General features: G+C 56.5%; 14 protein-coding genes and 1 pseudogene. 8 read left to right on the top strand and 7 right to left on the bottom strand.

The genetic code is table 11. The features are described from left to right. Positions 1 to 61: 61 nt before the first annotated feature. From ribD to glyA, 3 genes are read right to left on the bottom strand one after another with little or no spacing between them, the layout of a single operon-like run. Positions 62 to 1,213 carry a bifunctional diaminohydroxyphosphoribosylaminopyrimidine deaminase/5-amino-6-(5-phosphoribosylamino)uracil reductase RibD gene (gene ribD, locus BLW10_RS00075; protein ID WP_245709029.1) on the bottom strand — a complete coding sequence of 384 codons (1,152 nt, stop codon included), beginning with the start codon at positions 1,211 to 1,213 and terminating at the stop codon, positions 62 to 64. Beyond that, positions 1,213 to 1,725, bottom strand: a complete 513-nt coding sequence (gene nrdR / locus BLW10_RS00070) for a transcriptional regulator NrdR (RefSeq protein WP_091331315.1) — start codon at positions 1,723 to 1,725, stop codon at positions 1,213 to 1,215. Before nrdR ends, ribD begins: the two co-directional genes overlap by 1 nt. 48 nt (positions 1,726 to 1,773) lie before the next feature. Next, a complete protein-coding gene (gene glyA, locus BLW10_RS00065; RefSeq protein WP_091331313.1) occupies positions 1,774 to 3,030 on the bottom strand; it encodes a serine hydroxymethyltransferase in 1,257 nt (418 codons plus the stop codon). Between the two features lie 104 nt (positions 3,031 to 3,134). Here glyA and BLW10_RS00060 point away from each other — a divergent pair, with 104 nt between their 5' ends. Both BLW10_RS00060 and ppnP read left to right on the top strand, forming a co-directional pair. After that, positions 3,135 to 4,037 carry an alpha/beta fold hydrolase gene (locus BLW10_RS00060; RefSeq protein WP_091331312.1) on the top strand — a complete coding sequence of 301 codons (903 nt, stop codon included), beginning with the start codon at positions 3,135 to 3,137 and terminating at the stop codon, positions 4,035 to 4,037. 50 nt (positions 4,038 to 4,087) lie between these two features. Next, entirely contained in the window at positions 4,088 to 4,402 is a 315-nt protein-coding gene (ppnP, locus tag BLW10_RS00055) for a pyrimidine/purine nucleoside phosphorylase (RefSeq protein WP_091331310.1), read from the top strand. A gap of 191 nt (positions 4,403 to 4,593) precedes the next feature. Here ppnP and BLW10_RS00050 read toward each other — a convergent pair whose 3' ends face one another. After that, on the bottom strand, positions 4,594 to 5,418 hold the full coding sequence (locus BLW10_RS00050; RefSeq protein WP_091331309.1) for an IS5 family transposase: 825 nt from the start codon (positions 5,416 to 5,418) through the stop codon (positions 4,594 to 4,596). A gap of 222 nt (positions 5,419 to 5,640) precedes the next feature. Beyond that, positions 5,641 to 8,001, bottom strand: a complete 2,361-nt coding sequence (locus tag BLW10_RS00045; protein ID WP_091331307.1) for a DUF4407 domain-containing protein — start codon at positions 7,999 to 8,001, stop codon at positions 5,641 to 5,643. 147 nt (positions 8,002 to 8,148) lie between these two features. On the opposite strand from BLW10_RS00045, the gene BLW10_RS00040 reads away from it, so the two are divergent. The 6 genes from BLW10_RS00040 (at position 8,149) to BLW10_RS00015 (ending at position 16,072) form a co-directional block, all read left to right on the top strand. Continuing rightward, positions 8,149 to 8,577: a hypothetical protein gene (locus tag BLW10_RS00040; protein ID WP_091331306.1), complete on the top strand. Its 429-nt coding sequence runs from the start codon at positions 8,149 to 8,151 to the stop codon at positions 8,575 to 8,577. 24 nt (positions 8,578 to 8,601) lie between these two features. Further along, a complete protein-coding gene (locus tag BLW10_RS00035; RefSeq protein WP_091331305.1) occupies positions 8,602 to 9,198 on the top strand; it encodes a DUF2726 domain-containing protein in 597 nt (198 codons plus the stop codon). Positions 9,199 to 9,201: 3 nt separating this feature from the next. After that, positions 9,202 to 11,022 carry an asparagine synthase (glutamine-hydrolyzing) gene (gene asnB, locus BLW10_RS00030; RefSeq protein ID WP_091331304.1) on the top strand — a complete coding sequence of 607 codons (1,821 nt, stop codon included), beginning with the start codon at positions 9,202 to 9,204 and terminating at the stop codon, positions 11,020 to 11,022. 146 nt (positions 11,023 to 11,168) lie between these two features. Then, positions 11,169 to 12,101: a histone deacetylase family protein gene (locus BLW10_RS00025; RefSeq protein ID WP_091331302.1), complete on the top strand. Its 933-nt coding sequence runs from the start codon at positions 11,169 to 11,171 to the stop codon at positions 12,099 to 12,101. Positions 12,102 to 12,134: 33 nt separating this feature from the next. After that, positions 12,135 to 15,539: a GH36-type glycosyl hydrolase domain-containing protein gene (locus tag BLW10_RS00020; RefSeq protein ID WP_091331300.1), complete on the top strand. Its 3,405-nt coding sequence runs from the start codon at positions 12,135 to 12,137 to the stop codon at positions 15,537 to 15,539. Continuing rightward, positions 15,530 to 16,072 (top strand): hypothetical protein, encoded by a 543-nt coding sequence (locus tag BLW10_RS00015; protein WP_091331298.1) that lies wholly within the window; start codon positions 15,530 to 15,532, stop codon positions 16,070 to 16,072. Before BLW10_RS00020 ends, BLW10_RS00015 begins: the two co-directional genes overlap by 10 nt. Positions 16,073 to 16,191: 119 nt before the next feature. On the opposite strand, the gene gatB is transcribed toward BLW10_RS00015, so the two are convergent. Together gatB and BLW10_RS00005 are read right to left on the bottom strand one after the other, a co-directional pair. Beyond that, positions 16,192 to 17,625 (bottom strand): Asp-tRNA(Asn)/Glu-tRNA(Gln) amidotransferase subunit GatB, encoded by a 1,434-nt coding sequence (gatB, locus tag BLW10_RS00010; protein ID WP_091331296.1) that lies wholly within the window; start codon positions 17,623 to 17,625, stop codon positions 16,192 to 16,194. Positions 17,626 to 17,740: 115 nt separating this feature from the next. After that, positions 17,741 to 17,950, bottom strand: a pseudogene (locus BLW10_RS00005) (GDP-mannose 4,6-dehydratase); the annotation flags it as partial. Positions 17,951 to 18,189 lie beyond the last annotated feature (239 nt).

Below are 18,189 nucleotides of genomic sequence, written 5' to 3'. Positions count from 1 at the left end.
CTGAAGTGCAGTGTATAGCGTATCAGCGGGCAGTTTCTAGCTGCCAGCGATGAGCTATCAGCTACGCCGTCTTTAATTGCGGCCGCGCCCGAATCCGCAGATCAACGCCAATGCGCCGCACATCGAATATCTCCAGCACAACACGATTGGCCATGCTGTCGATGCCGGGCAGATCAAACAGCCCTTTTGCGGCCTGTCCCATCAAGCAGGGCGCTTGATAGAGCAAAATTTCATCGACTAATCCGGCTTGCACGGCAGCTCCCGATAGTGTCGAACCGGCTTCGAGTAGCACTTCGTTGATCTCGCGCTGCGCTAGGGCGGTCATCAGCGCGGCCAAATCCACCCGTCCCGCCTGTTCTGGCAGTTCGAGCAATACCGCGCCAGCCGCTGCCAGTGCGGCCGCCGCCTGACCTTTGGGGCCAGTGCCAGCAATCAGCGTGCGCCCGGGCAAGCTCAATAAACGCGCTGTCGGCGGTGTGCGCCAATAGCTATCGACCACCACGCGCCAGGGTTGCCGCACCGGCGCATCCGCATCCAGACCAAGTTCAGCAGCGGTTAAACGCACGTTCAAGCTCGGATCATCGCCCAGCACCGTGCCCAGTCCAGTGACAATCGCCGAACTCGCCGCCCGCCAGCGTTGCACATCGCGCCGCGCTGCATCTGAGGTAATCCACTTGCTTTCCCCAGTCGCTAACGCAGTGCGCCCGTCGAGACTGGCCGCGAGCTTACAGCGCACATAGGGTCGCTGTTGGGTGTGACGTTTGATAAATCCGGGATTGAGCGCCTGCGCGTCGCTGTCGAGACAGCCGACCTCAACCCGAATCCCCGCCGCCTGCAAGCGCTCGATCCCGCGTCCAGCGACCTGCGGATTCGGGTCACGCATCGCACACACGACCCGCGCTACCCCCGCTGCAATCAGCGCCTCAGCACAGGGCGGCGTGCGGCCATGATGCGCACAGGGTTCCAGCGTGACATACACCGTCGCCCCGCGGGCGCGTTCACCGGCTTGCGCCAGCGCCAGCGGTTCGGCGTGCGGCTCACCGGCACGCTGATGCCAGCCCTCGCCGACAATCTGGCCCTCACGCACCAGCACACAGCCAACACGCGGATTCGGGTCAGTGGTATAGCGGCCACGTTCGGCCAAGCGGATCGCTCGCGTCATAAAACGACGATCCATGATGTCTTCAGCGACGCTCGTGGGTGACCAGATCATCAGCGGTCGCCCTCTAATTCATCGAGCAAGCCAAGCTGCTGACGGCTGATTTCGGGAGCAGGTTGCGATTCCAAACGCTCGATCTCGGCACGAAAGGCGGCAATATCCTCAAAATGGCGATACACCGACGCAAAGCGCACATAGGCGACCGGATCGAGCTGGCGCAATTCGTCCATCACCAATTCCCCGATGCGCTGCGTTGCGACCTCACTCTCGCCGCTCGACATCAGCGCCCGTTGCAGCCGCACCACCGCCTGATCGACTTGCTCGGTACTCACGGGACGCTTTTCGAGCGCCCGCATCATGCCCGCCCGTAGTTTGTCGCTCTCAAAGGGAACGCGGCTGCCGTCACGCTTGACGATGCGCGGCAAGTTCAGCTCGACCGTCTCATAGGTCGTAAACCGCTCGCCGCACAGCTCGCACTTGCGCCGCCGTCGCACTTGATCGCCCTCGCCGCTTAAGCGCGAATCAACGACCTTGGTATCCTGCGCACCACAAAAGGGACAACGCATTTTTGCACCTGCCAGTCGTCGGCATCGCGCTCGACGATCCGCAAACAATCAGTGACTATACACTGGAAAACGCCGGCACAGATCGAGTACCTGCGCTTTGACAGTAGCCAGCGTCTCCGCAGCACCTCGGGCGTCAATGAGGTCGCACATCCATTCAGCCAGTATCCGGGCTTCATCCGCACCAAAACCACGAGTCGTGATAGCGGGGGTGCCGATGCGAATGCCGCTGGTCACGAACGGAGATTGCGGATCATTGGGAACCGCATTTTTATTGACCGTGATATTCGCTGCGCCCAGCCACGCATCAACGTCTTTGCCGGTCAGTCCTTGATGAATAAAGCTGACGAGGAATAAATGATCGTCGGTGCCGCCGGAAACGACATCATAACCACGCTGAATAAAGACCTCGGCCATCGCCCGCGCATTATTTAATACCTGCTGCTGATAGGCCTTAAAACTCGGCTCCAAGGCTTCTTTGAAGGCAACGGCTTTGGCCGCGATGACGTGCATCAATGGCCCGCCTTGTGTGCCGGGGAATACCACTGAATTGAGCTTTTTTTCAAGCTCAGGATTGGCTTTCGCCAGAATCAAGCCACCACGCGGGCCGCGTAATGTTTTATGCGTCGTCGTTGTGGTCACATCAGCAATTTGCACCGGACTGGGATAGAGTCCCGCTGCAATCAATCCAGCGACATGCGCCATATCGACTAATAAATACGCACCGATGCTATCGGCGATGTCACGGAAGCGTTGCCAATCAATCACCCGCGAATAGGCGGAAAATCCAGCGACAATCATGCGCGGCTGATGTTCATGCGCCAAGCGTTCGACTTCAGCATAATCAATTGCGCCGGTTTCGGCATTCAAACCATATTGCACCGCGTTATACAGCTTACCGGAAAAATTCGGCTTGGCTCCGTGCGTTAAATGACCGCCATGCGCTAAACTCATGCCCAAAACGGTATCACCAGCCTCGCACAGCGCCATATAGACCGCTGCATTCGCTTGCGAACCCGAATGCGGCTGCACATTGGCATAGTCTGCGCCGAATAATTGCTTGGCGCGGTCAATTGCTAATTGCTCGGCAATATCGACATATTCACAGCCGCCGTAATAGCGTTTGCCCGGATAACCTTCAGCATATTTATTAGTCAGCACGCTGCCCTGTGCTTGCATGACACGCGGACTGGTATAGTTTTCCGAAGCGATGAGTTCGACATGCTCTTCTTGCCGCCGCTCTTCGTTCTGGATCACCGCCCAAAGTTCGGGATCATAGTCACGGATCTGTTGTGTTTGCTCGAACATGGTCTTTCGCCTCGGGGACTAAAAAGCAGTATAGTGTATCGAGTTTTGCGAGTGGCGTCGCTATTCGCCTTTAATCGCTTGCGCTTGCAGAGATTCCACACGTCATGGCTACGATTGAGCGGTATCAAACCCAGCTTGCCGATCCCGATAGTCAATTCATTGCGGTCAACGGCTTTCGGCTGCACTACAAGCGTCAGGGCAGCGGCGCGACCTTGCTTCTGCTGCTGCATGGGAGTTTTTTGAGCCTTAAATCTTGGTCGCAGGTGATCGCGCCGTTGGCTCAACACGCAACCGTGGTGGCCATTGATCGCCCGACCTGTGGCCTGACCTCGCGCCCGCTGCCGCCGAAGGGTGCGCCCGAACCGTCGCCTTATAGCGCCGAAGCCCAGGGCGATTTGATCGCGGCCTTGATTCCGGCGCTGGGTTTTGAGCGGGCGATCCTGGTTGGCAGTTCGACCGGCGGTACCATTGCGCTGCTAACCGCCTTGCGTCATCGTGAGCGCGTGCAGAGCTTGATTCTGGTTGATACCGTGGTTTACAGCGGCTATGCGACCAGTCAGGTGCCCGCGCCGGTGTTGGCGCTGATGCGCGGTTTAAAACCGCTGTTTACGCGGCTAATGGGGTTTTTAATCAATCGGCTGTATGAAAAAGCGATCCGCAAATTCTGGCATCGGCAAGAACGCTTAAGTGATGCGACGCTGGCGGAATTTAAACGCGATTTCATGCGCGGTCAGTGGGACAAGGTTTTTTTGGAATTGTTTCTGGCTACGCATCGATTGCATCTCGATACCCAGCTCGACCGCATTACGCAACCAACATTGGTTGTGACTGGCGAACATGATCGCGGTGTAAAACCCAGCGAAAGCGCACAGCTTGCACAAGCCATTACCGGAGCGGAATTGCAGGTGATTGCCGATGCCGGACATCTGCCGCAAGAAGAACGCCCCGAAGCATTTTTAGCCGCAATTGAGCCGTTTTTAATGCGCCAATTAGCGGCTTCAGCTTAAGCAACCGCGAATTGCTTTTATTTCTGACAAAGACTAATAGGAATGCACTGATGTCCGAATTGACGCAAGTCACCGTGATTAAAACGGCCAATATTTATTTCGATGGTCTGGTGACCAGTCGCACTGTGATTTGTGCTGATGGCAGCCGCAAAACACTCGGCATCATGCAGCCGGGTGAATTTGAATTTAATACGCAAGCGGCTGAGGTGATGGAAATTCTCAGCGGTGAATTAACAGTACAGCTTCCGGGCGAAGATGGCTGGCGGTCGGTGCAGGGCGGCGAATCATTTGCAGTGCCAGCTAATGCGAAATTTACCATGCGCGTTGCGCGCTTGACCGATTATTGCTGTTCGTTTTTGCCGTAATGATGCGGTATCGGGTATTTGATATTGGGCGCGTTATTCAATCTGGAGCGCCATCAATCCCAAATACCACACAGCACCGAATATTTAATCAGCCCTCAGATCCATCCCACAACCGCACTAAAAATTAGCTTATTCTGTTGAATTGACAAGGCTCTTAGAGGCTGTCTAGAAACTGGCAAATCAGTTTTTTTCTAGCCAGCGGCTAATTTATAGCGAACTTGATTATTGCAAATTTGGCGAAGCAACAATCGACTAGACGCTAAGTAAACTTGAGACTCACTAGAGGTTGGCTTACGCTCATAATCTTTACTCAATCGGCGCGAGCGTCCAAGCCAAGCGAATGTTCTTTCAACGACCCAGCGACGTGGCAAGACATGAAAACCTTTGCGACCAGTTTGTTTCCGAACAAGAGTGAGCGTACAGGCAAACTGCTTAAATACCCATTCAATCAGTTCTGCTCCGGCGTAGGCGCCATCCGTCCAAATAATTTTGACGGATTGAAGGAGTAAAAATAAGCGTGCGATGACTTCGCGTGCGGCGGTACCATCAAAGATATTGGCGGCATGCACGCAACCCATTGTATCTACAACGATATGCCGCTTGCGGCCTTTGACTAACTTACCGCCGTCGAACCCAGAAGCCTGTTTAGACTCTGGGGTTCCCTTGACACTTTGACTGTCGATGATCGCCCCTGTCGGATCTGGTTTTTGGTCTTTTTTTTCGCGTAAGTGCTTGCGTAAAGCGGTATTCAGCTTTTCAAGCAACTTGTTATCTGTCCACTTATTGTAGTAATAGTTAACCAGTTTGTAAGATGGAAAATCATTTGGGAGATAACGCCACGGACAACCTGTTTTGTTTAAATAAAAGATAGCATTCAAGATTTCGCGTAGATCACTTGATCTTGGGCGGCCTGTTGTATAAGGCTCGAGTTCTTCGAAGATTTTTTCGACAATCTCCCATTCTTCATCGGAGATATCGCTTGGGTATTTTGGCGAAGAGTTTTTTTCTGAAGTCATATTCACGATATGAGTGGGGTTAATTAACTCGCAAAATTTGCCATATTCTCGAAAAAATCTACTTCAAAATCAATAGTTTAGTTTTTAGACAGCCTCTTAAACAGAACTCATGTTAATTTAAAAGCCACCGCCCGCTGATAATCGGACGGTGGCTTTTTTGTGTTGCAGGCTATTCAGATTCGTTAAGCGCAAGCCGAAAGATAAACTGATGAGATGCGCAGTTTAGGATTCTTTCGCCATCGGCATCAACAGCGTTGTCAAACTATCTTCATAAAATTGAATCTGTGTTTCAGTGGTATCTAAGCGTGTTTCAATATCACGCTGCTCGCTGGCGTTGGACTCGAAACGCAATTCCAGTATTTTGAGCGTATCAGCCAATTTCGTTAATTGCTCCATCATGGCGCGTTCAGCTTTTTCAGCCGCTTTGTATTCGCGCTCGACTTCACGCTGACTGGTTAATTCACCTTCTGAACGTGACCGCGCCCAAAACCGTGATTTCTGTATTGCATCGCCTTCATCGGTCGCTTGCTCTTCAGCCGCTGCCGCTTGAGTTTGACGCGACAAGGCGAGTTGTTCGCGCAGGGTTTTGGTGCGCCGTTGCAGTGAAATCAATTCAACCTCACCTACGGTGATACTCGAACGCAGCCCCATCATTTCATCTTCGAGCTTACGTGCCGCTTCACGCACGCTTTGACGTTCGGCGCGTTGTTTGATTTCAGCAGTATGTAAACGCGCTAATTCCGCACGGACATCATTCACCCGTGCTTTATGCTGTTCGCGTTCATGGCGTTGCTCGATTTCTAATAACTTGCGCTCATGCTCTAATTGCGCGGCCACTTCAGCTTGATGTAAGCGCGTTTGACTACGCTCGCGCACATGCTCAATTTCTTGCTCACGTAAGCGCAAGGCTTCGAGTGCTTGTTGATGTTCGTGCTCTAAGCGTTCGCGTTCGCGGTTTAAGGCTTCTTCTTCATGTAAGCGCCGAACATTCCAATCTTGACGGGCTTTTTGTAATTCAATTGCTAATTGAATGCGCCGCTGATCGTTGATGGTTTTGGTTTCGCAGGCGAGTTGTGCTTGCAGTTGCGTTGTCCGCACCTCTAATTCGCGCTCAAAAGCCGCTAATTGGCGTTCGCGGCGGCGATGTGCAAATAATAACTCATCTTCGAGATTGGTTTGACGGTGCGCTAACCGGTCGCGTTCTAATTCACGCTCGGCTAAATAACGCAACAGTGGTTCACGGACTTCAATAATCGCCTGTCGTTCCGTAAAAAACGCAGTCGGATCTTTTTCGTAGGCTAACCAGAGACGGGTAAATTCAATCGGGTTGAGTCGATGTTCGTTATCTAAACACTCGAAGCTGGGAATATCAGCTAAACCCCCTTCGAGATATTTACGGTACTGCATTTGAATCGTTTCGCTGTAATAGGCGCGGACGGATCCTGGTTCAAATAATTTCAGCGCCAGCAGCGATAAAAATAAAACGCCGAGGGTAGCTTGAGCAAAGCCTTCGACGGTCTCAAAATGCGGCACGCCCTGTTCTTCAGGGCTGGCTTGCAGGGCTTGCAGGGCTTTAGAACGCGCCGCAAAGCTCAAGCGCGGTGGATTCGGTGGCAGCTGTTGCGCGGTTAATTCGGCGGCAATGCTGTCAAGGCGCTGCTGGTGTTCGGCACCGAGACGTTGCAGTGTTTCGGTGCGTTCATTCAAAGTGCGTTCCCAATCAGTAAGCTGCTGATTGATATTCCCAACGAGGGTATTTAATTCGGTTTGTTTGCTGTCTAATTGACTGGTGAGTAATTGAGCGTTAAATTCCCATTTCCGTGCTTCTGGCCCGCGCCCGGATGCCCGCCCGTCGCGCCCTAAAATTTCATCGCCGACACGCTGCTGCATTGCAGTTAAATCGCGGCGCAAGACGGCTAATTCGGGAGAAAATTGCGCTTCGATGTCACTGCGGCGCTGCCGTTCGCGGGTGATGGATTCAGTCAGATGGGTAATTTCGGCCTGTAAAGTCGCAACACGCGCTTGATAGGTTTGCTCGAATTGCGCGGTGCGCTCGGTTAATTGCGCTTTGAATTGCGCGTCGCGCTGGGCGTAATAGCGTTCGACCTGCTGTTGATGATAGGTTGCAATATCATCGGCGCGAATGATTTTGCCCAAAAACGGCGCGGTGACATAGAGCGAGAGTGCGACAATTGCCAGCCGCGCTAAAAAGCCAAATAACCAGCGCACGAGCGCCAAAAATCCCTGATTGTTGCCGCGATTCCAGCGCCGTGACCGCGCTGTCGGGCGTTCGGACATCACTAACGAGGCGTCGATAATCCAGACGACTGAAAAGATCAGCGCAAAGAGCAGCAGCCCAGCAAAGGGGCGCAAACTGGCGCTCTCGGCTGGCACGATGCTCGCGCCGACCAGCCCCCAGACGATACCTTCGAGGGTCGCCATGAGCAGGATGATCGTCCAGGCAAACCCCAGCCACACCCGCACCGCTGGTGTCAGTAGGCTGTCGCCATAGGGTTTGAGGCGCAGAAAATCCCAGAGGCGGCGCGTGCCAAAGGGCGGGAGAACGTGAGGCTCGGTGGTCATGTCGGGCGCGGTTCGGTCGCTGATGGATCGCTGGAGTTAAGTGACTGTGACGGGCGCGGCTTGCGTCCAATAGGGGCACGCACGCATCATGTCGGGCTTGGTGAACGTATCTAACGCATCTAACGCATTTGAGGCCCGCATTTAATCATGGATCGCTTAACCCTGAGTTCGATCATCGCATCTGCCGCATTTTTGGTCTTTTTGATTGTGACCTTGACTTGGCATAACGATGAACTGCGCCCGCGTGTTTGGCAGCTCAATGAGCTGTTGGAACAAGACCCGGTGCTGGCTGACTATCCTTATGATTTCAAGGTGTTACTGTTTATCAATGGGGTCGCCACCCTGAGCAGTCCGCACACCTCGGAGTTACCGCTACGTCCGGTGCTCAATCGCTTTGATCCGGCACTGGCTGATAAACCCGACACGGCACCTGAAGTCGTGGCAGCCGAGCGCCGCTGGCGGGCCATCGAGTTGCAGGCGATTCAGGTGATGCTGCGTCAACCGGATGTCGAATCGGTGGTCTGGGCGCTGGATCGGGCGTGGTATCACAAGCAGCGTCTGCCGTTGCCGAAGTGAGGCGCGGGCACGGTGAGGTGACGGATGTGGCATCTGCACGTTTTGCTCGGCAGCGGTGCGCTGGTGGTGGTGTTACTGGTGCTCGATGTGGCGCGGGCGCTCGGGTGGCGGCGTCCGCCGCTGTATCGCTTGCCGCCGCACTGGCTCGATCCGTCTGAGCGGGCGTTGCTCACGGTGCTAGAAGCGATTTTAGGCGACAGCTATCGTTATGTGCAGCGGGTGCGGGTTGCGGAGGTGCTGGAACTTGCGCCCCAGTTGCGGCGACGGGAGCGGGAACGCGCCGCTGCGCACTTGGAGCGGTATCGCTTCGATCTGCTGATTTGCGAGCGTCAGACGCTGAGGCCGTGCTGTGCCATCAATCTGACGCCGCGCGGCTGGTGGCACACAAAAACGCCGCCGCGTGATGGACTGGATCGGTTGTGTCGGGTGGCGGGCTTGCCGTTGCTGCGACTGTTTGAGCAGCCGCACTATCGTGTTGCCGAGGTCGAGGCGCGGCTCCGCGCCGTGCTGCCAAAGCCAATACCGACGGCGGGGCTGTTGGCGCTCGCGCCGCCGCCGCTGCCGGATGATGAGCAGGAACTGGCAGCGTTGCGCGAGTTGGTGCAGGTGATGCGGGAATAACACATGTGTGGCATCGCTGGATTCATCTGCGCTCACGGCCAGCGCCCGGAGCCAGACTTACTCGACCGGCTTGCCGAGCGGCTCGCCCATCGCGGCCCCGATGATCGCGGTCGATATATTGCCGGGCCAGTCGGCTTGGTGCAGACGCGCCTGTCAATTATCGGACTCGATAGTGGTCATCAGCCGCTACTGTCGCCGGATGGTCAACATGCGCTGGTGGCCAACGGCGAGGTCTATAACTATATCGAGCTGAACGCGACCCTACGCGATCTCGGCTATCCGCCGCACACTGGCTCGGATTCCGAAACCATTCTCAACGCCTATGCCGCACACGGACTCGCCGCGCTGCCTCAGCTACGCGGCATGTATGCCTTTGCGCTCCATGATGTCCAGCGCGGTGAACTGCTGCTTGGGCGCGACCGTCTCGGCATCAAGCCGCTGTTTTATATCCGGCTGGCAGATCGCATCGCCTTTGCTTCTGAAATCAAAGCGTTACTGGCTATTTTGCCGCACTCGCCACAGCTTGTGCCCAGCGCCGTGCGTCAGTTTTTGCAACAGCAATTTGCCAGCGGTGAGGACACCGTGCTCGACGGTATCCAGCGTGTTCCACCGGGCACGGTGCTCCGCATCAATGCTGAGTTGCAGATCCGCCCGCATCGTTACTGGTCGGCGCTTGCTGTCGCACCGCGCCAGCTTGGGATTGAAGCAGCCGCTGCTGAACTCGATGCACGACTCGATGACGCACTGCGCGAGCATCAACGTGCCGATGTTCCATTTGGGCTATTTCTCTCCGGTGGACTGGATTCGGCGGTGCTGGCCGCCAAGCTCGCCGAACAGGGCGCGGGGCGGATTAAAAGCTATTCGGTCGGTTATCGCGGCACCCGTCTTGCGACGGAATTAGCTGCCGCAGCGCGGGTAGCGGCGCATTTTGGGTTCGATCATCAACCGCTCGAATTGGACGGGGCTCAGGTATTCGGACGCCTGCCGCATACAATTTGGTGCGCCGATGAGCTGATGCGCGATTATGCCTGTCTGCCGACTTCGATTTTGGCGGAAACAGCGAGCGCCGATTTAAAGGTTGTCTTTTCTGGCGAAGGGGGCGACGAAGTGTTTGCGGGATATGGCCGCTATCGTCCGCCGCTGGCCGAACGGCTGCTGAAATCGCTGCTGCATCCGGGCAGCGGTGGATTTCGCACCCATGGTCAATGGTCTGGATACTGGACACGACGTTTGTTCGGGCCGGCGCTTCGGGCGGTGGCTGCGACCGAACGAGCGCCATTTCAACGCGCTTGGCGCGAGACACCGCCGCACTGGTCAGCGATGCAGCGCCGCCAATACACGGATCTCGTCACGGCGCTGCCGGATAATCTGCTGGTCAAAACCGACCGGCTGTTGATGGGTTTTGGGCTAGAAGGGCGCGTGCCCTTGCTCGATCATCGGATTGTTGAATTTGGGCTGGCGCTGCCGGATGCGCTCAAGGTGCGCCAGCAGCAGGGGAAATGGCTGATGCGACGCTGGGCCGAACCGAAGCTCCCGCCCGGACATCTGGCGCAACCGAAACGCGGGTTTCATGTGCCGGTGAGCGAGTGGTTGCGCGGGCCGCTGGCGGCTGACATCGGCCAGCGATTGCTGCGTCATCCGGGGCTGCGCGACTGGTTCGAGATCGCCGCGATTCCGGAGCTAGTCACGGCCTGTCAGAGCGGACGCGGCGGGGTGCGCGAACTGTTTGGGTTGATGCAGTTTGCGATCTGGCATCGGCTGTTTATCGAACAGCTCGGCGTGCAACCCGCGCCGGATGAACGGGTGTTGGATTGGTTGGGGTGAGTGTTTCGATCCCAAACAGATCCGCTCATCGCCGCGCATCAGCTCCATGCCCCCACCGACGCGCCGTTCACACCAGTCTTGATTGACGCTGCGGCGCAACTTTGCCAAAGTCCGCTGGACGCTGTAAGCCGGAAGCCCCTTTAGCTATGAACCTCGCTTTCATCTCGCACCCAAGCTGTCGTGAACATCGGATGGGCGCACATCACCCCGAATGTCCCGAACGGCTGTATGCCATTCAGGATCGGCTGATTGCCGCTGGGCTGGAAATGCTGTTGACGCACTATGATGCGCCAGCGGCCAGCATCGAGCAGTTAGCCCGTGCCCATGATCGCGCCTATATTCAGATGATCCACGATGCCGCACCTCAAGCTGAGGATGTGCTGACGTGGATTGATGGCGACACAGCATTAAATAAACACTCACTCGCTGCCGCGCTACATGCCGCAGGTGCCGCGATTCTGGGCGTCGATCTGGTGATGAGCGAGCGGCATCATGCCGCGTTTTGCGCCATTCGCCCGCCCGGACATCATGCCGGACGCGCTAAGGGCAGCGGCTTCTGCATCTTTAATAATGTGGCGATTGGCGCACTCCATGCCCTCGACGCGCACGGACTCGAACGGGTGGCGATCATTGATTTCGATGTCCATCATGGCGACGGTACCGAAGAAATCATCAGCGGCGATGAGCGTATTTTGTTGTGTTCGAGCTTCCAGCATCCGTTTTATCCCGGCAGCGGTGCCGATACCCAAGCCCCGAATATCATCAATCTCCCACTGCCGCGCCTGACCGATGGGGCCGCCTACAAAGCCGCAGTTGAAACCGCCTGGCTGCCGCGCTTAGATGACTTTGCCCCCCAGTTGATCCTGATTTCTGCCGGATTCGACGGCCACATCGAGGACGATATGGCGCACTTCAATCTGCGTGAAGCTGATTACGGCTGGATCACCCGCGAGATTCATCAGTTAGCGCGGCGGCATAGTCAAGAACGGGTCGTGTCCTGTCTCGAAGGCGGCTATGTGCTCTCGGCGCTGGGACGCTGCATCAGTACGCATATCGACGAATTGATCGGACACGCTTAACTGCTCGCGCTCGCTACCAACAAGGCCAGACTGATGAACGCATCCCCGCTGTTCGACCCGCACGGCCCCGCGCCGATCTGTCAGCATCTGCGCACGGATCGGCTCGATGTGCGCATCACCGAGCTTGGCACCGGCCAACTGCACTGGAACGGCGTGGCGCTCACCCGCTGGCACGCCGATCCGGTCAGTGACGATCTGGGGAGCCTGCTGTATGTACGCGATCTGGATACGGGCGCGATCTGGTCGCTTGGCTATCAACCCACGCGCACCGCGCCGCGTGTCTATCGCACTGGAACACAGAACGGGCAATTCTGGCTCGAACGTGAGGATCACGACCTCGCTCTGCGGCTCGATTTGAGCCTTGATCCGACCGGCGACCTCGAACGCCGCCGCGTGCAGCTCACCAATCATGCCGCGCACCCGCGCCGCCTCGAACTGACCAGTTATCTGGAAGTGGTGCTATTTCCGGCTGACGCGGACGCGGCACATCCGGCATTTGCCAAGCTCTTCGTGCAAACCGAACGCGATCCGGCCACCGGCGCTCTGCTCGCACATCGACGGCCACGCGCTCAGGGTGAATCTTGGCCGTGGCTGATTCATGCGCTGCTGGGCGCGACGGCGGTGAGTTGGGAAACCGACCGCGCCCGCTTCATCGGTCGCGGGCGCACGCGGGCGCATCCGGCGGCACTGGACGTGCCGTTGTCGGGCACACTCGGCAATGTTCTCGATCCGATACTCGCCCTGCGCACGATCATCGAACTCGCTCCGGGCGCGAGCACTGAATTAACCTGGCTCACTGGCGCGGCGGCCGAGCGTCAAGCGGCGCTCGATCTGTTAGCCGCTGCGCCACTATCACCGGCACCGCTCGCTGTCGCCGAATCGGCACCGCCGCCGGTTCTCGGCGACCATGCGCCGCCACCTGACACCGCACTTCAGCACTTTAACGGCTACGGCGGGTTTACTGCCGACGGGCGCGGCTATGTCATCCATCTGCCTTATCAACCCGATGGCCGCCATCGCCGCCCGCCGCGCCCCTGGATCAACGTCATCGCCAATCCGACGTTTGGCTGTCTGGTGAGCGAATCGGGCGCGGGTTATATCTGGTCGCGCAATAGTCAAGCTAATCGCCTAACGCCCTGGTCAAACGATCCGGTCAGTGATCCACACGGCGAAGCTTTTTATATCCGCGATGCACACAGCGGCGCGTGCTGGTCGCCGCTGCCCGGGCCACGTCCAGCGCCAGCGGATTATCAGATGACACACGGCTTCGGTTTCAGTCGCTGTCTGCTCAACTATGCCGATCTCGCGCACGACACGACGGTGTTTGTACCGCGTCACGATCCGCTGCGGATTCTGCGCCTGCGTCTGACCAATCACAGCACGGCCACGCGCCGCTTGGCGCTATTCGGCTATCAACGGCTGGTGCTCGGTCAGCAACCCTCAGCCAGCAGCGCCATCATCACCCGCATTGACGCCGATGCCGCGCTGTTGCGGGCGAGCAATCCCAACGCGGGTGACTTCGCGGGCGGCAGCGTGTTCAGTACCGCGCATGTCACTGGTGCGACCGTGATCGCCCGCGATTACACTACCGACCGCCGCGCCGTCATCGGACGCAACCGCGATCTCTCTGACCCGATTGCCATGACCACCGACCAACCGCTTGACGGTCGTGATGGGACAGTCGGTGATCCCTGCTTTACACAACGGCTGGTGGTGAGCCTCGCGCCCGGCGACACCCTGAGCTGTGATTGGCTGTTTGGCGAAGCGTTGAGCGAAGCGCAGTTATCAGATGTGCTCCAGCGTTACGCGGATGCCACCGCGATTGACACCGCATACACAGAAGCTGTCGCTTTCTGGGACGATCTCACCTCGCGCTTGCAGGTCACAACGCCCGAACCGGCGATTGATCTGATGCTCAACGGCTGGCTGCTGTATCAAAATCTCGGCTGCCGCATCTGGGCGCGGTCGGCGTTTTATCAATCCGGCGGTGCCTATGGCTACCGCGATCAACTGCAAGATGCCGCCGCGCTGGTCACGATTCGTCCCGATCTGACGCGGGCGCAACTTCTGCTCCATGCCGCGCATCAATTCGTTGAAGGTGATGTGCTGCATTGGTGGCATCCGGCTCCGCTCGGGCGCGGACTGCGCACCCGCTTTGCCGACGATCTACTGTGGTTGCCGTCTGTGCTCGCGCACTATCTCCGCGTCACCGGCGATGTCAGTGTGCTCGATGAGCGCCTGCCGTATCTCACCGCGCCGCAACTCGCCTCGGGACAGGATGAAGCTTATCTGGCCCCATTGGTCAGCGATGAATCCGGCGATCTCTACGATCACGCCTGTCGCGCCCTCGACCGCTCGCTGACCAGCGGCGCACACGGTTTGCCCTTGATGGGAACCGGCGATTGGAACGACGGCATGAATCGCGTCGGGCGCGAGGGGCGCGGCGAAAGCGTGTGGATGGGCTTCTTTCTCTATCGCGTGCTCGATGATTTTCTGCCGCTGTGCGAACAACGCGGCGATCAGACGCGAATCGACCGCTATCGCACCTATCAAATCGCCCTGCAACAGGCGCTGGAGACGAGCGGCTGGGATGGCGACTGGTACCGCCGCGCCTATTATGACGACGGCACACCGCTGGGCACCGCGACCGACAGCGAATGCCGCATCGACGCGCTGGCGCAAGCGTGGGCGGCGCTCTCAGGCGCGGTGCCGCGAGCGCGTGCGGAACAGGCGCTGGATGCGCTGCAACAGCATCTAGCCAGCGAACACGAACAACTGATTCGCTTGCTGACGCCGCCCTTTGTTGCCACTGAACACGATCCGGGCTATATCAAAGGCTATGTCGCTGGCGTGCGCGAGAATGGCGGCCAATACACGCACGCCGCGTGCTGGGCAGTGGCGGCGCTGGCTGAACTGGAACGCCGCGAACAGGCCGCCCTCTGGCTGGCGCGGCTCAGTCCAGTCAGCCACAGCCGCACGCCCGCCGCAGTGCAACGCTATCAGCTCGAACCTTACGTCGTCGCGGCAGATATTTACGGCGCACCGCCGCACAACGGGCGCGGCGGCTGGAGCTGGTACACCGGATCGGCGGGTTGGTGGTATCGCGTTGCGCTCGAATCCGTGCTCGGTCTGCGCGTCGAAAACGGGCGCGAACTCGTCATCCGTCCGTGCATTCCGGCAAGCTGGCGCGGCTTTCGGCTACAGTATCGACTACCCGACGGCGTGACCGACTGCGCGATCACCGTCGAGAATGGCGACGGCGGCGGGCCGGTCAGCGCCGCGACGCTCAACGCCGAACCGCTCACCATCGAACAGGGCGCGGCGCGAGCCGTGCTCCCAGCGGGCGCGGGCCAACATCGACTCTGGGTACAACTCGGCACGGCGGCGGCGTCCCTTTCCACGCAATCAGGATCAATCAAGGATCAATCATGTCACTGAATCCCGTTCGTGCGCGTCCGCTGCTGGCCGCGCTGCTTCTGAGCACCCTGCTTCCGGCCACTGCATCACGCGCCGATGACATCGAGCCGCTCAAGGTCGCCGTCATCAAGGCCACAACCGGCCTCTGTCAGCGCGGCCAGACCTGCCACCGCGACCGCGCTGGCTCTTGGACGCCGAAAAAAGCGATTGCCATTCTCGGCGTTTCGGTCGCCGAACAAGCCGATATTGACCTATACACGGACATTGAAGTCAGCACCCGCCCCGAAATGTATCAATGCGCCGGTGATGATTCACGCGGCTGTATTTTTCGGGCGAAATACGCTGGCCCAGGCTTATTTGATTATGCCGCTAATTCAGGCAGCACCTATGTTGGCTCGAATATCACCAACACGACCATTACCTTTCCGTCCGGTTATGGGCTAATGGTGCCAGCAGGTGAGCCGATTTATATTCATCTCGATGTCCGCAATGGCAGCCTGATTGATTTACAGGTCGATCAGGATGCCTGGATTTATTATGTTGAAGATGATTGATTGGGGTTTTGAGTGGCCAGCGATCAGCCGCCAGTTTCCAGCTTAAAGCCAGATCCAACCTGCGGAGATAATTTTCTGGTCACGAAGTTTTAGCTTCGTGACCATATGCACGGTTACTATTAGGCGCTCAACTTGCGCTGAAGCAATTCATTCACCTGTGCTGGATTTGCTTTACTGCCGCTCTGCTTCATCACCTGACCGACGAAAAAGCCAAATACCTTATCTTTGCCGGCGCGATATTGCTCAACCTGCGCTGGATTCGCCGCAATAATGGCATCAATCATCGCCTCAATTGCGCTGCTATCGGTGATTTGTTTAAGTCCCTGCGCTTCAATCACCGCATCGGCTGTATCACCACTGCTCCACATACCCTCAAATACCTGCTTGGCTAATTTACCCGACACGGTACCATCTTGAATGCGTGCAATTAAACCAGCCAGCGCATGAGCGGAGACCGGACTTGCGCTGATTTCGCCTTCGCTTTTATTTAATGCCGCCATAAGTTCACCGCTGACCCAATTCGCTGCCAGCTTGGGTTCATTGCAAGCGCGTGCTACAGCTTCATAATAATCAGCTAATTCACGACTGGCAGTAAGCAAATTTGCATCGTATTCGGATAAACCATATTCAGACTGAAAGCGAGTGCGTTTCGCATCGGGTAGCTCAGGTAAATCAGCGGTTGCCGCACTCAAAAACGCATCATCAATTTCCAGCGGCAGCAAATCTGGATCAGGGAAATAGCGATAATCGTTGGCCTCTTCTTTAGTGCGCATAGAGCGCGTTTCGTCTTTCACGGCATCATACAATCGTGTTTCCTGAATAACTGTGCCACCGCTTTCAATCAGTTCGATTTGGCGTTCGACTTCAAAAGCAATCGCTTTTTCTAAAAAGCGGAATGAATTGACATTCTTGATTTCAGCGCGAGTGCCAAATGTTTTTTGACCAACTGGACGCACTGACACATTCGCATCCATGCGGAATGAGCCTTCTTGCATATTGCCATCGCTGATGCCAATGTAACGCACAATCTGATGAATTTTTTTTGCGTAAGCCACCGCCTCAGCCGGTGAACGTAAATCCGGTTCCGAAACAATTTCCAGCAGTGGTGTACCAGCACGATTTAAATCAATGCCAGTAAAACCGTGAAAATCTTCATGCAGCGATTTACCTGCGTCTTCTTCCAAGTGCGCACGGGTTACGCCGATGGTTTTAATTGTGCCATCATCAAGCACAATTTCAACCCGCCCTGTTCCCACGATGGGTAATTCGTATTGGCTGATTTGATAGCCCTTCGGTAAATCCGGGTAAAAATAATTTTTACGTGCAAATACCGAACGCGGCGCAATATCTGCATTAATCGCTTGACCAAAGCGCACCGCAAGCCGCACCGCCTCAGCATTAAGCATCGGCAGTACACCCGGCAATCCGAGGTCGATTGCGCAGGCTTGCGTATTAGGTTCAGCGCCAAATGCGGTCGGCGCAGCGGAAAAAATTTTGGACTGAGTCGCGAGCTGGGTGTGAATCTCGAGACCAATGACGGTTTCCCATTGCATAGTCGGCCCTATTTATTTAGATGGATTCAAATGGATTGGATGCAAGCCATGATGGTACAGCGCGGCGAGGAATAGGACTAGTTTTGACTGTGTTCATATAGTGCGCTGATAGGTTTTATTCATGCCGTTGTAACACCGTAAATCCTTCGTGAGCACAGAGCGCGTCGCGGTCGGCGTCTTTGAGATCCTCGCGCATCATCTCGGCGACTAATTCCTGAAAACCAATACGCGGCACCCAGCCAAGTCGTTCGCGTGCTTTGGTTGGATCGCCGAGCAACGTTTCAACTTCAGTGGGCCGAAAATAGCGTGGATCAACCGCAATTAAGAGACTGTCTAAAAACTAAACTATTGATTTTGAAGTAGATTTTTTCGAGAATATGGCAAATTTTGCGAGTTAATTAACCCCACTCATATCGTGAATATGACTTCAGAAAAAAACTCTTCGCCAAAATACCCAAGCGATATCTCCGATGAAGAATGGGAGATTGTCGAAAAAATCTTCGAAGAACTCGAGCCTTATACAACAGGCCGCCCAAGATCAAGTGATCTACGCGAAATCTTGAA

Origin of the sequence: Allochromatium warmingii (assembly GCF_900107145.1) — a bacterium.
GTDB classification, from domain to species: Bacteria; Pseudomonadota; Gammaproteobacteria; order Chromatiales; family Chromatiaceae; genus Thermochromatium; species Thermochromatium warmingii.
Note: the sequence above shows the minus strand (reverse complement) of the source record. Positions and strands in the feature narration are given on the sequence as shown.

Excerpts from the sequence above, each read along its gene's own strand:
- ppnP (WP_091331310.1), top strand. The coding sequence starts at position 4,088 with ATGTCCGAATTGACGCAAGTCACCGTGATTAAAACGGCCAATATTTAT.
- nrdR (WP_091331315.1), bottom strand. The coding sequence starts at position 1,725 with ATGCGTTGTCCCTTTTGTGGTGCGCAGGATACCAAGGTCGTTGATTCG.
- BLW10_RS00045 (WP_091331307.1), bottom strand. The coding sequence starts at position 8,001 with ATGACCACCGAGCCTCACGTTCTCCCGCCCTTTGGCACGCGCCGCCTC.
- asnB (WP_091331304.1), top strand. The coding sequence starts at position 9,202 with ATGTGTGGCATCGCTGGATTCATCTGCGCTCACGGCCAGCGCCCGGAG.
- BLW10_RS00040 (WP_091331306.1), top strand. The coding sequence starts at position 8,149 with ATGGATCGCTTAACCCTGAGTTCGATCATCGCATCTGCCGCATTTTTG.
- BLW10_RS00035 (WP_091331305.1), top strand. The coding sequence starts at position 8,602 with ATGTGGCATCTGCACGTTTTGCTCGGCAGCGGTGCGCTGGTGGTGGTG.
- BLW10_RS00015 (WP_091331298.1), top strand. The coding sequence starts at position 15,530 with ATGTCACTGAATCCCGTTCGTGCGCGTCCGCTGCTGGCCGCGCTGCTT.
- glyA (WP_091331313.1), bottom strand. The coding sequence starts at position 3,030 with ATGTTCGAGCAAACACAACAGATCCGTGACTATGATCCCGAACTTTGG.
- ribD (WP_245709029.1), bottom strand. The coding sequence starts at position 1,213 with ATGATCTGGTCACCCACGAGCGTCGCTGAAGACATCATGGATCGTCGT.
- BLW10_RS00050 (WP_091331309.1), bottom strand. The coding sequence starts at position 5,418 with ATGACTTCAGAAAAAAACTCTTCGCCAAAATACCCAAGCGATATCTCC.
- BLW10_RS00025 (WP_091331302.1), top strand. The coding sequence starts at position 11,169 with ATGAACCTCGCTTTCATCTCGCACCCAAGCTGTCGTGAACATCGGATG.
- BLW10_RS00060 (WP_091331312.1), top strand. The coding sequence starts at position 3,135 with ATGGCTACGATTGAGCGGTATCAAACCCAGCTTGCCGATCCCGATAGT.
- gatB (WP_091331296.1), bottom strand. The coding sequence starts at position 17,625 with ATGCAATGGGAAACCGTCATTGGTCTCGAGATTCACACCCAGCTCGCG.
- BLW10_RS00020 (WP_091331300.1), top strand. The coding sequence starts at position 12,135 with ATGAACGCATCCCCGCTGTTCGACCCGCACGGCCCCGCGCCGATCTGT.